The sequence below is a fragment of the Maribacter sp. LLG6340-A2 genome (assembly GCF_045057105.1).
Classification (GTDB): domain Bacteria; phylum Bacteroidota; class Bacteroidia; order Flavobacteriales; family Flavobacteriaceae; genus Maribacter.
Genome location: NZ_CP159332.1, coordinates 2,887,209 through 2,900,517, shown reverse-complemented (window position 1 = coordinate 2,900,517; position 13,309 = coordinate 2,887,209). Strand labels below are relative to the sequence as shown.

The 13,309-nt window shown below is 41.5% G+C and carries 8 protein-coding genes; 4 read left to right on the top strand and 4 right to left on the bottom strand.

The genetic code is table 11. The features are described from left to right. Positions 1-140: 140 nt before the first annotated feature. Positions 141-1,394 (bottom strand): hypothetical protein, encoded by a 1,254-nt coding sequence (locus ABVM52_RS12140; protein WP_405380856.1) that lies wholly within the window; start codon positions 1,392-1,394, stop codon positions 141-143. A 123-nt stretch (positions 1,395-1,517) separates the two neighbouring features. On the opposite strand from ABVM52_RS12140, the gene ABVM52_RS12135 reads away from it, so the two are divergent. The 4 genes from ABVM52_RS12135 to ABVM52_RS12120 all read left to right on the top strand — a co-directional run bounded on the left by ABVM52_RS12135 (position 1,518) and on the right by ABVM52_RS12120 (position 8,956). Then, the gene (locus tag ABVM52_RS12135; protein WP_405380854.1) at positions 1,518-2,882 is read left to right on the top strand and encodes a hypothetical protein; all 1,365 of its coding nucleotides are present in this window, start codon (positions 1,518-1,520) and stop codon (positions 2,880-2,882) included. 299 nt (positions 2,883-3,181) lie between these two features. Beyond that, positions 3,182-4,564, top strand: a complete 1,383-nt coding sequence (locus ABVM52_RS12130) for an efflux transporter outer membrane subunit (RefSeq protein ID WP_405380852.1) — start codon at positions 3,182-3,184, stop codon at positions 4,562-4,564. A gap of 8 nt (positions 4,565-4,572) precedes the next feature. Further along, positions 4,573-5,766: an efflux RND transporter periplasmic adaptor subunit gene (locus ABVM52_RS12125; RefSeq protein WP_405380850.1), complete on the top strand. Its 1,194-nt coding sequence runs from the start codon at positions 4,573-4,575 to the stop codon at positions 5,764-5,766. Between the two features lie 16 nt (positions 5,767-5,782). After that, entirely contained in the window at positions 5,783-8,956 is a 3,174-nt protein-coding gene (locus tag ABVM52_RS12120) for an efflux RND transporter permease subunit (RefSeq protein WP_405380848.1), read from the top strand. A gap of 142 nt (positions 8,957-9,098) precedes the next feature. On the opposite strand, the gene ABVM52_RS12115 is transcribed toward ABVM52_RS12120, so the two are convergent. Genes ABVM52_RS12115 through ABVM52_RS12105 form a run of 3 tightly spaced genes read right to left on the bottom strand, consistent with a single transcriptional unit; the run spans position 9,099 to position 13,308 of the window. Next, positions 9,099-10,685 carry a fibronectin type III domain-containing protein gene (locus tag ABVM52_RS12115; protein WP_405380845.1) on the bottom strand — a complete coding sequence of 529 codons (1,587 nt, stop codon included), beginning with the start codon at positions 10,683-10,685 and terminating at the stop codon, positions 9,099-9,101. A 6-nt stretch (positions 10,686-10,691) separates the two neighbouring features. Continuing rightward, positions 10,692-12,044 carry an aspartate aminotransferase family protein gene (locus tag ABVM52_RS12110; protein ID WP_405380843.1) on the bottom strand — a complete coding sequence of 451 codons (1,353 nt, stop codon included), beginning with the start codon at positions 12,042-12,044 and terminating at the stop codon, positions 10,692-10,694. Continuing rightward, positions 12,031-13,308 carry a ComEC/Rec2 family competence protein gene (locus tag ABVM52_RS12105; protein ID WP_405380841.1) on the bottom strand — a complete coding sequence of 426 codons (1,278 nt, stop codon included), beginning with the start codon at positions 13,306-13,308 and terminating at the stop codon, positions 12,031-12,033. The genes ABVM52_RS12110 and ABVM52_RS12105 overlap by 14 nt, the downstream gene beginning before the upstream one ends. Position 13,309: the final 1 nt, after the last annotated feature.

Genomic DNA, 13,309 nt, shown 5'->3' with positions numbered 1-13,309 from the left:
TCATAAAACGAACATTTTTTAGCACAAATACTCTTTCCTAGCTATTTCTAATTCCGATTATTTAATTGGCCGATTAAAAGGGCCTCGGTGTTATTCAAATCTTTTTTGACATTTAGCGAATTGACTGTGATTTTAAGGTTTCAAAAACCGTAGGAATAAACCATTCCGTGCTCATTTTTGAACTCCAAATTTTGGATCGTTCCAGCTCCCTCAAAATGAATACTACAGCCAAGAATTTTTTTGGGTTCGTCGGGAATATCAAAAGAAAATACGGCTTGGTTGTCAAGTAATATTTCGAGTTTTCCATTCTTTGACACGCATTTCAATTCCACGAAGTCCTGAAAATCCACACCAAAGCCTGAAAGATCTGTCTTTTTTCCGTCAATCGTTTTCCCAAATGCGTGGAGCATGATATCGGAGATACATCCTTTGTCAGTGAGCATGATACTAATTGGGCCATCCTCATGGACGATTACTAATTGTGCTAATTGGCAGATACTTTTTCCGGACCTAAAATCATTTCGAACCAAGGCTGACATTTCAAAATTGGAAGTATAGAGCTCTCCAAAATCCTTTATCTGATATAACCCAACAGGAGTTCGGGCCGCCCTTGGGTCAACTCCATATTTTTCCAATGAACCAGCCTTTATTGACAGACTGTTTTCAGATTGGTAATCTTCCATATCCAAATAAATAGGAATGGAATCCGTTTCGATGACTCCAACCCAATCCTTAGTCGGAATTAGAATGTCCTTTTCCTTAACGATATTTCCGTCCACCACCAATTTTGATTTGAAAAATCCAGGCCTATAATAGATACTAGTGGATACACTGTCGTTTTTGTTGACGATTACCCTCTTGCTTTCATCCCAGTCCTGTTGTATCTCAATTTTTGACTGATCATCTGCAGCGGTGGCATCATAATTAAAAACAACCGAGTTGGGAAGTCCGTTGGAAACCGATTCGCCATTGAAGACAAAATTGTTAGAATCATAAGTGGTCCCGCCAAGATTGATAGATAGATACGCGGCAGTTAAGAACGCTAGTATGAGCAGCAAAAGAAGTATGGCATACTTTGTCGGTATTTTCGTTTTGCCCCAATCACGTCTTTTCAGGACCTGCCCGGTTTCTTTATTGGCAAAGGAAACCCAGTTTGGATAACCGATATATTCCGCCAAGGCATTCAAAGTGGCTTTGTTGGGCTGGGATGAATAATTGATCTTTCCGCTAAGCCTTTTTAGCGTGGAAACGCTTAACAGCGTACCGGTCTCTTCTTGGATATGCCTACCGAGATCATTAAAATCATTGGTGTCCCACGCACTTGAAGGCCCCCTGCCGAACTTTCGCTCCACGAGCTTAAAGCAGGATTCAATATGTTCGGTAAACTTTTCCATTTATAGGCCTTTTTCAACCATGAACGAACTTGAACAAAGATGAATGGAATATTTGAATAAAATCTGGGTCGATAACATTATTTTGGGTTTTAAACATCCATACCATAAAGTTAGTGTTCTATTATGAAAATCAAAATTTATAACTTTCTAATATGTATTATAGGTATCTCATTGGTATCCTGTAATTATCAGAATAAAGAGAACAATCCTGTCCAAGAATATGCCTTTAAAGAGAGTCACTGGAGGATCGAAAACCCTGATGGTTCATTGGATTCCTTGGAAACTGTGGACCATCAAGGAAGGCAATCCATATTGCTACAGCCAGGTCAAAAGGCCATTCTGAAGGAGTCAAAGTTCAAAGACTTTGCAGTGGAATTCCACTGCAATGGCCAGGCCCCAGGATTTGGCTTTAGGGTACAGGACCCAAAGAACTATGAATATCTTTACCTCCGGATGTTCATGAGCGGAAATAGGGACGCGCTACAGTACACTCCCATTCATAACGGAAACCTGCCCTGGCAATTGTACAATTATCCTCAGTACGAAGGAAATGCGACATATCCGAGAAGGGAGGTGGCGACAATACCTCTTTCCTTGGAGGATCAACTGGTCAACGGGAATGCCAGTGATAGTCTTTTGACCGCCCTTGGAAATAAAGGTGTTGAATTTTCAGAGGAATCTTTTGTGGATATCCCTGATGCAAGTCCGGCCTATATCTACGACCCGAAGAGCAGTAAGGCACTGCTTTTTGAAAAACGGGAAGATGGCATCGCCTTTTTGGATGTCCGTACTTGGATACACGTGAAAGCCGAGATATTGGAAGATAAAATGTCCGTTTACGTGGGGGATATGGATACTCCTACTTTTGTTGTCGACGACTTAAAGCACGAGAACAGGGCGGGTGGAATCAGTCTGTACAGTAATTTTGGTGAAGTCTATTTCAGTGACTTTTCCATTTCTGAAATCGAAAGTGGCCATACTCAAAGCTCCGATAATGATTTAGAACAAATTGCCCCAAACTATATTACTAAGTGGTACTTATCTGAGATGTTTGCCAAGGACTCCGTCAATTTTCTGCAGCAAGTGGATTCAATGCTAAAGAACAGGGACAAATTCAAAGAAATTAATGTCGATAAAGATGGGCTTGTAAATATCAGTCGTTTCTACGATGACATGGATAGCACCACTGTACTCACTAGTAAAATAGTATCAGATTCAGAGAAAGAGGTCAAACTCAATTTTGATTACGCCGATCACTTGGTCATTTTATTGAACTCCGAAACTCTGTTCGATGGGGGAATGGACTTTCGCCCTCCCCCCGACAAGGGTGCGGAAGGAAGGGTGTTCGTGGAAGATGAACGCACTACATTGAAATTGCGTAAAGGCGTAAATTGGTTATCGTTCGTGCTCTCTGGGGACAATCGCCAGAAATACAATTGGGGGTGTATCGCTAAATTGGAGCGCTTAGATGGAATTTCACTTGAATAAATTTTTAGGATAGCTGAACAGCCCATTTTTTATAACGGTTTGAAAGGTTAGTTCTAGACCCTCCGGCTCCACAAAATAAAACCACCTTTTGGGTGGTTTTTTCTTTATATCTACTAAAGATTTTAACTACAATGACGGTTAATTCCTAAAATACGGGAACACGTTAACAAGAACTTAAAACATTTATAATTTCCTTAAGGGTTATAAAGAATAAAAAAACATAATTTCAAGCGTTTTGTTTATTAATTCTAAAATTTAGATAAACAATTATCCGGATTTAGGTTAAAAAATCTATAAAATTGCAGCGCTACAACAAGAAGAAATCTGTTCTCGTCTCCATCTTGATCGTTACCATTTTTGGTTGTTCCCCAAAAATGAACAACGTCACCCTTCCTATTGCTGATATTACAGCGTTCTCCAATACTGGAAATAGCGCATTGGAAGACAAATGGTGGACCACCTTTAACGACAACACGCTTAACACATTAATTGACAGCGCGCTACGTTCCAACTATGACCTTGAAGCCACTTGGCAGCAGTTTCTGGCAGCTAAAGCTACGGTTTCACGAACGGCATCGGACAAATGGCCACAGATAAACGCTTCTGCACAGACCGCAGAAAATTTTCCCATCAATGATTTTACAGGAGGTGAAAATACCCAATTGGGAATTACCGCAGCTTATGAAATAGATTTATGGGGGCGTATACGCTCTGCGGTACAGGCCGAAAAATATAGAGCTGAAGCAAGCCTTTTTGATTATCAAACGGCTGCCATATCCCTCTCTGCAGAAATTGCCTCTACTTGGTACCAACTGGTAGCGGCAAGGAAACAACTGGAAATCACGGAAAACCAAATCGCCACCAATGAAGATATCATTAAATTGATTCGTTCACGTTTTGTGGGCGGACAAGTAAGGGCCGTGGATATATTACGCCAAGTACAACTGCTGGAAAGCACCAAGGAACAAAAAATCATATTTTCTACCAACGTACAACTTTTAGAAAACCAGTTGGCCGTTTTATTAGGTCGCCAACCACAGGAGAATTTAGAGCTGCAAAACGCTAACTTACCTGAACTACCAGAATTACCGTCTTCCGGTCTCCCGTTAGAACTTGTTAGAAGAAGGCCCGATCTACAGCAATCCTATGCCAATCTTCTTGCTGCCGACCGTGATATGGCATCGGCCGTTAAAAATAGGTATCCCCGTTTATCCCTTAATGCAAGGGGGCAATTACGGGCTAATAATTTTCAGACTTTGTTCGATAATTGGGCGTATTCCATCGCAGGCAATCTTTTTGCACCCTTAATCAACGGTGGCGCATTAAAAGCCGAGGCCAAACGCAGAAGTGCCATTAAGGAACAACGATTATACGAATTTGGCCAAACCACTCTGGTAGCCTTTCAGGAAGTAGAGGACGGCCTGGTACAAAACCAAATGCAAAAACAACGGACAGAAAATATAGCAAGACAATTGGAACTTGCCGAAAAAAGTAATAATCAGTTGCGTGTGGAATTTTTAAACGGATTTAGTCCATACTTGGATGTATTGATAGGCTTGGACCAGGAACAACAATTACGACGCGATTATGTTGCCGCACAATTACGGCAAATACAAGCAAGAATAGGATTGTACAGAGCTTTGGCAGGCAGTTTTGAAACGGATAGGAACATAGAAAATTAAAAAGGACAATGAGCAGTAAAAAAATACTTTGGATTTGTTTGGCGATCATTGGTGGTGGCATTCTTATTACCACCCTCATATTTTCCACAGAACCAGAAGCGCAAATGGAGGGTGCTAGTCTAGAAACGGCTATGTTGGTAGATGTAATGCCCGTAAACAAAGGAACCTTTGAGCCGGTTATCGTAGCAACCGGGACCGTGCAACCCGTGGAGGATGTTAATTTGAGTCCCTTGGTATCCGGACAGATCATTCGTCGTGATGCTGCTTTTACCCCGGGCGGATTTGTCAAGAAAAATCAGGTATTGTTACAAATAGACCCGGCGGATTATCGCAATACCTTGGCTCTTAGGGAAAGTGAACTGTTACAATCGCAAACCACATTGGACACCGAAATGGGCCGCCAACAAATTGCCCAACAAGATTTAAAGTTAATTGTGGACGATTCCCTATTTGGCAACGACCCCCTTTCTGAGGAAGAGCGGCAATTAGTGTTAAGAAAACCGCAACTGAACGCGGTAAATGCAACTATTGGAGCTTCAAAAGCCGCCGTGGACCAAGCTAGGCTCAATTTGGAACGCACCACCATAAGAGCTCCTTTTGATGCCCATATTTTAAGTCAGAATGTAACCAAAGGTTCTTTGGTGGCACAAGGGGATGTTCTGGGGCGTATAGTGGGCATCAATGCATATTGGGTAGTTGCCACCGTGCCCGTCTCCAAATTACAATGGTTAAGATTCCCAACCAACGAAACAAAAAAAGGGGCACCCGTACGCATAGAAAATTCATCGGCTTGGTCAGGAGACGCTTACAGGGAGGGTTATCTAGATCGGCAGATCGGCGCATTGGACGGGCAGACCAGATTGGCTCGTGTATTGATAAAAGTTGAAGACCCCTTAGCCATATCATCTACTAATGAGGGCTTGCCCAAACTTATGATCGGCACCTTTGTAGAGGTCCATATTCAAGCGGAACCAATTGCCAATGTAGTAAAATTAAGTAGGGATTATATACGTAGCAACGAAACGGTTTGGGTCATGAAAGAGGGAAAATTGGAAATTAGGAACGTTGACATTTTATTGACCGATGATTCTTTTGCCTACGTTAAAAACGGACTGGAAGATGGGGACAAAGTGGTAATTACGGACTTAAGTACGGTTAGCAACGGAATTGGGCTACGTACCAAATCCGAAGAAGGGGAATAAAATAAATATGGCTGGCATGGAAGAGCAAAAAGACGAGAAAACAATTAGGAAAGAAGGCATCATCGCTTATATGGCAAAAAATTCCATTGCCACCAACCTACTGATGTTATTGTTATTGATTGGCGGACTTTTTACTATGTACACCATTCAAAAAGAAGTATTTCCAGAATTTCAATTAGATTTTGTAGAGGTATCCGTAGCCTATCCTGGAGCATCCCCGGCAGAAGTGGAGCAAGGTGTTTTGCAACCGGTTGAGGAAGCGGTACGGGGCGTTCAGGGTATCAAGGAAATTGTTTCCGAAGCAAACGAAGGGTCCGGTCAGGTGACCATAGAACTCGTGGCCGGGTCAGAACGCATGAAGGCATTTCAGGATATTGACCAGGCCATTAACAGAATACGCACTTTCCCAGATGATATTGAACGGCCCGACGTGCAATTACAATCGCGCCAACGCGATGTGCTTCAAATTGGACTATACGGCGCTGCGGATATTTGGACCTTGCGCCAATTGGCAGAACGTCTGCGGACGATACTTCTTAGCAATCCCTCTATCACCCAAGTAGAACTAGGCAATGTGCCAGATTATGAAACCCGCATAGAAATTTCCGGTAGAACGCTTCAAAAATATAACTTGACCCTAGGCCAAGTGGCAGATATCATTCAACGAAGCAGTAATGATGTACCTGCCGGAGCCGTACAGACACAAAGTGGAGAGATATTACTGCGAATGCAGGAAAGAAAACAATGGGCCAAGGAATACGGTAACATTACCATAGTATCATCCGAAGACGGAGCAAAAGTAACACTCAACGATATTGCCACCATTACGGATGGTTTTGTAGAAACCGGTTTTCACGGGCAATTCAACCAAGAAAATTATGTTGAACTCCGCATATTTAGAATAGGGAACCAATCGCCTTTAGAAATAGCCGATGTTACCAATGACATCCTAAAAGATTTTCAACTTCCTCCAGGTATCAAATATAGAACAGACAGTAACCGAGCAGCGGATTATAGGGAGCGACTTTCCTTATTAACGGAAAATGGAATTTTGGCCATTGTCATTGTCCTGATCATCCTTACCCTGTTTTTAGAATACCGTTTGGCCTTTTGGGTCATGATGGGTATGACCGTATCGTTTATTGGCGGAATGATTTTACTGCCCCTAATTGGTATAAGCGTTAACATGATTTCCATGTTCGGCTTTTTGGTGGTCCTTGGTATTGTGGTAGATGACGCTATAGTAGTGGGAGAAAACATCTATGAATACCGCCAAAAAGGGTTAAGTCCCATGCGCGCGGCAATTGAAGGCACAAAAGATGTATCCCTCCCGGTTATTTTCAGTATTGTTACTACCATTATTGCCTTTGTGCCCCTTCTCTTTATGCCTGGCGAAACCGGTAAATTCTGGCAGCCCTTACCCGCTGTGGTTATTGTAATATTAGCGGTTTCCTTGCTGGAAGCTCTTTTGATATTGCCATCGCACTTGGCGCATTTAAAGAAGAAATCGCCTAAAAACAAAAACAAATGGGTCCTAAAACTAGAAAGCTGGCAACGTGCTTTTGCCAATAGTTTCGATGCCTTTGTGGAAAAGAAGTACCGCCCTTTCCTTGATCTTTGTCTTAAATACCGATACATCACACTTAGCGCCGCCGTAGCTTTGTTACTTATTGTGGGTGGCTATGGATATAGCGGCCATATGGGAATGATCATGATGCCCGAGGTTGCGGCAGATGAAATTGAAGCAGGGGTTAGACTACCCGTAGGAACTACTCCGGATCAAGCGGCAAAAGTAGCGCACGCCATATCAGAATCTACCCAACGTATGTTCAAGGAGCATAATCTTTATGAGGTTGCAGAAGGTATAAAAACCAATGTCCGTGGCCAGAATTTCATAGATGTTGAAATTGTAATGTTGCCACCGGATCAGCGGGATATTACGGCGGCCGAAGTTATTGCCCTTTGGCGCGATAATATTGGGGATATTGAAGGGGTGGACCAAATAACTTTTGAGGCGGAAAGAGGCCCCGGTGGTGCAAGACAGGATATTAGTGTGGACCTAAGCCACTCGGACATTGATGTTCTGGAACGTGCCAGTGAGGCATTTGTAGAACGTATGGACGCTTTTTCCAATACGCGAGATGTTACGGATAACTACAACAAAGGCAAAATGCAGTATGATTTTAAACTGCTGCCCCAAGGACGTAATCTTGGTCTAACATCCGATGAAGTAGGTAGACAGGTACGTGATGGTTTTTTTGGTGCATTGGCCATGCGTCAATTGCGCGGAATGAATGAAATAGAGGTCCGTGTAAAATTACCCTTGGAAGAACGCAAGGACATCAAAAATTTAGAAAAGTTTTTAATTCGAACGCAAGATGGTATTGAGGTGCCCCTAATGGATGTGGTAGAAATAGAACAAAGGGAAGCGTTTAGTAGTATTAACCGTAGAGACGGCAGAAGAGTGGTCAATGTTGGTATGGACGTAGAACCTGCCAATGCCGTAGGCCGTGTAATTGCTACCGTACAAGAAGAAACCCTACCTCAACTACGAGCGGATTTTCCCGGTATCACCTGGAGTTTTGAAGGAAGTCAGGCCGATATGCGCGAAAGCACCAATACCCTAAAAGCAGGGTTCTCCATTGCCATGTTATTGATTTATGCTCTATTGGCCATTGCCTTTAGTAGTTATATACAACCATTAATTGTAATGACGGCCATCCCCTTTGGGATCGTAGGAGCCGTAATTGGCCATATCCTTTTAGGTTATGACCTCTCCCTTGTAAGTCTTATGGGGGTCATTGCCTTATCTGGCGTAGTGGTAAACGACTCGCTGATTATGATAGATTTTGCCAACAAAAGGCGAAAAGAAGGTCACCCCATTTATTATTCCATTCACGAAGCAGGGTTAAGACGATTTAGACCTATAATATTAACCACCATGACCACTTTTGGAGGTTTGGCTCCTATTATTTTAGAAACGTCAAGCCAAGCATTTTACCTGATACCCATGGCCATTTCCTTAGGGTTCGGTATTGTGTTCGCCACGGCAATCATATTGGTCATAGTACCCTGTTTGTATTTAACCTTAGAAGATATTAGGCTCTATATTCAAAAAGGTAGAACGGTAAGAGAGGTCGATGTTTCTGAGGAAGAAACACCACAAAATACCGTTCTTACCGATAAATAAATTCAACCCATAAATCTATTATTTTTGGATATCTGGTCAACATATTTGAAGCGGAATATGCCAAAATCCTCTTCAAGGGCAAGGATTATTTTTTATGCCCTTTTTTCCAAATCCTACATGATCAATTAAAAGTTGAATCAAATTAGTTATTTGTTTTAAACGACTGTGTTTTTGACCAATCGCTCCAATTTAAATGCTGGTCTCTATAACGTACACGCCAATAATAATTGGTATTTGGTTTTAGCCTTTTGGTAGGCTCATCGGTTAAGTTATCATTTTTTTGTCTGTTCTCTCCGTAATACCAGTTTTCAGATTGCTTCCAACTATCCAATACTAAATTACTGAAATCTTCGGTGGTGGCTATTTGCCAGTGCGATGCCGCATGGTAGGCATCTTTCAACGTACTTTTAAAAGGTTGTGCCTTTAACATTCCGCCAGTGTACTCCACCGTACTATTAAATGCACTAGCTTGTGGAGTATCGGGTTTATGTGTATTTGCATAGATGACGATTTCATCGGTCTTTTCATTTTCCCTGAACTTGTGTTCGTTACCACGGCTTATTCTTTTGATCGTAAACTTAGGGTTGTTCTTATTGGCGTCTACCTCAACCATAACAAAACCATACTCATCTTGGGTAACGCTAAACTCATCATAATCCCTACCTTCAAATTCTCCCCAATTATCTATTGCACCTCCTGCCGAGGCTACGTTGATCCAAAGATGTTTATGATCTTTAGACTGTCCTCTTGAATAGCCATGCGTATGTCCAAAAAAATGCAAACTAGGTTTACCGGTTTTTGTAGTGAACTCTTCTAACATCTTCACCACTTTGCCAGAAGATTCCTCTTCACCGGGAATCCATAGTTCTGATTTATGCGGATGATGCAATTGTGCGAAAACAAAATCGATTTCCTCATTCTTTGCCGTCTCTTCAAGCAATGATTTTAACCATGCAAATTGTTCTCGGCTATCACGATAACCATCATTAGAATTCAGCCCGATGATTCTCGTATTGCCATAATCTTTATACCACCAATGTTCTGCATAGGCAGGCGTACCGTTCTTTGGTAGACTGAAATACTTGAAATAATAGTTGGAGTTTCGTTCATGATTTCCCAATACAGGATACACGGGTACTTCTGCAAATAGATTTTGCGCGGGCTTAAAAAAGTCATTCTGCCATTGCTCATATTTTGCCCCGTTCTCCACTAAATCTCCAGGAATCAATACCATTGCCAAATCATCTGGCACGTCATTACCATATTCCGACTTTAAAAAAGGAAGCACTCCTTTATTTACAATTTCATTGAACTTATCTGGATTCTGATGATCTATTTGCATATCGCTCATTGCCAAAAAGTTGAACGATTCGTTATCACTAGCAAATGGAGGAGTTTTAAACTGATAAATATCGGATAACAGCTTACCGGTCTTTACTCGATAATAATACGTAGTAAACCTTTTGAGTCCGATTAGGTGTACTTCATGAATACGAGAAGTACTGAAGTTAATATCATAAGCATTTCCGTTTGTCTTTTTTCCCAATTTTGGTGAAGTGCCATATTCTACAACACTCTCTTCACCTAACGAAGTCTCCCACTTAACGGTAATTTCGGTAGGGTTCGCATCTTGTAAATAAGGCCGAACCACAAAAGCTGCCTTTTCTTGGGCATTCAGAATAGTTCCCCATAAAAGGACAACCAATATATTAAATTTTATTGTTTTCATACGTATCTAATTACTCGCACTTTCCAGTGCATTTTCTAAAATTATCAAGGCTTCTTTTAGCTCTTTTCTTGAGATGGTCAAAGCTGGCGCCAACTGTAACACGTTGCCGGCAGACACCTTAAAACTCAATCCGTTTTTAAGGCATTCGTACATTACCTGTTCTGCTTGCTGTACCGCCTTTTCTTTTGTTTCCCTATCGGTAACTAACTCAACACCCCACAGTAAACCGCGACCACGTATATCACCGATCAGTTCGTACTTTTCTTTTAAAATGGTCATTGATGTACACATGTTCAACGAGTCACCGGCAACCTTATGCAAGATTTTTTCGTCTTCTATAATTTCTAAGGTAGTTAAAGCAGCCATGGCACCTAACGGACTTTTCTCATGGGTATAATGACCCAATGAAATATCTGGGAATGTGTTATACCTATCTCTGGTAACGATACATGCCTGAGGAAAAATTCCGCCGCCCAATCCTTTGCCCAAACAAAGAATATCGGGTTCAATGTCATAATGCTCAAAAGCAAACATTTTACCTGTTCTACCTAAGGCAATGGGAATTTCGTCTAAAATAAGTACCACCCCATATTTATCGCACAGGGCACGTGCTTCTTTCCAAAACCCTAGAGATGGTAATTGTACATCGGTATTTCTTACGGTTTCGGCAACAAAGGCTCCAATATCACCTTCTTTGGCGAAAACATATTCTAAATGCTCCAAACATTTGGCTTCATTACCTTCAAATATTCCACGATAGGTTACGGGTGGCGGAATACGTTCAACACCCGGCATCATGGGACCCATATACTCCCTAAAAACCGCTTCACCACCAACACTGATCGCATCTAAAGATGCGCCATGAAAAGAATCCCAGAAAGAGACCACTTTAAACTTGCCCGTAATGGCTCGTGCCAGTTTTAGGGCAATACCGATGGCTGAACTACCATTTGGGGTCATTAATACCCGATTTAAATCTGAAGGAAGTAAGGAGGTAAGCTTCTCTGCAAATTTTATAGCAGGCTCATTCGTATATCTTCGGGTAGAAAAAGACAAGCCTTGTAATTGCTCGGTTAAACGCTTTACCAATTTAGCATGCGAAAATCCTAATTGATGCACATTATTACCATGAAAATCAAGATAGCGCTTACCAGATATATTTTCTATATGTGCACCGTTACAATTACCGAGCACGTCTAAGCACGGAGTAGATAATGCTTGATGAAAAAAGTAACGCGCATCTTTTTCCAATAATTTTAAGGTCTTAAGATCAGTGATACCTTCAACCCACTCATTTCTTGCCTTGGTATTGTTTATATCGCCTTCGGTACGCTTGTTCTGTAGTTTATCTTGATTCATACGGTCCGAATTTTGCGGTTATTTCTCTTTTATCAGTGGTATCATCAAGTACAAAAACGGCGTAGCTATTTCCATTAGGATATACGCGTAGCACTATATGACCATTTTGACTTTTGTACTGATCCAGTCTACCACCAATAACATCTTTATTTGCCTGTAACATGACGTTTGAAAATATGTCGCGTTCTCCGGGGTATAGTTCTTTGGATGTAATTCTTCTCAATACTTCATCACCCGGGTGGTCTGATGACCAATTTTGTTGAATCCATACCCGTGGTCTCAAAGTGCGCACGTAGACATCATTCTGCGAATCACGATTGCCATGATGATTTAAGGTTGCCACATCTACCGCTCCAATAACGGGTGCAATATGAGATTCCACAGAATTATCATCGGTAGCACCAATACCATTTACACCACTAATATCTCCGCCAGTAAAATAATCGAACTTACCGTAGCTAATTTTAATACAGGTACTCAAATTATTCTCACCCGGGTATTCCCCTTTTGAAAAAAGAGCCAACGTATCATTACCCACCCCTGTCCAAACCGTTCCGTTTACGGCAATATTGCGAATACTAAAATTGGGATACTTTTTCGCTTTGTTCACCAAAGCGATCTGGTTATTTTGCCCTGGTATCAATTGCTCGTGTACCAAACCATTTCGAGTTTGTTCAGCCGCTAAAAACTTCCAATAGTTCTTAAGCGTCGGCACCATACCATAAGCGTCATTTTGAAACCTTTCTTGATTTTGAATCTCGGGGTTACGTAATTTAATGGGGTACGTAAAGCCTCTATCCAACACTTTATTGATAGTAAACTTATTGCCAACTTCGGTAATACCGGTAAGCCAATAACCACCACTTGCGGCTTTTATCCTTAAACTATCCAATTCACCAAAATGATCATCATGATAGTGTGTAATCAGCGCATAATCCAGTTGTTTTTTAAATCCTTTCGGAAAAAATTGATGCATGTAATCAACGATCCACTCTGGTGCTGTTTTATTGGTATTTGGCAATCTAGGTGCATTTCTTGCCGACAAAGTTCTCGGGTGGGTCTCAGACATATCGCCAGCATCGATCAATAAAGTAGTACCGTCCGGTAAAATGGCAAAAGCGGCATCTCCCCTACCTGTATTGATATGGTGGATATCCATCATTCCCTCTTCCCAGCTGGGTAAATGTTTACCGATACCCTGAGAATAACAAAATGCCGATACCAAAAGAATCTGTATAACTAAGAGGTATTTATACTTTTTCAAT

Coding starts and splice junctions, on each gene's coding strand:
- ABVM52_RS12140 (WP_405380856.1), bottom strand. CDS start 1,394: ATGGAAAAGTTTACCGAACATATTGAATCCTGCTTTAAGCTCGTGGAG.
- ABVM52_RS12115 (WP_405380845.1), bottom strand. CDS start 10,685: ATGAAAACAATAAAATTTAATATATTGGTTGTCCTTTTATGGGGAACT.
- ABVM52_RS12110 (WP_405380843.1), bottom strand. CDS start 12,044: ATGAATCAAGATAAACTACAGAACAAGCGTACCGAAGGCGATATAAAC.
- ABVM52_RS12125 (WP_405380850.1), top strand. CDS start 4,573: ATGAGCAGTAAAAAAATACTTTGGATTTGTTTGGCGATCATTGGTGGT.
- ABVM52_RS12120 (WP_405380848.1), top strand. CDS start 5,783: ATGGAAGAGCAAAAAGACGAGAAAACAATTAGGAAAGAAGGCATCATC.
- ABVM52_RS12135 (WP_405380854.1), top strand. CDS start 1,518: ATGAAAATCAAAATTTATAACTTTCTAATATGTATTATAGGTATCTCA.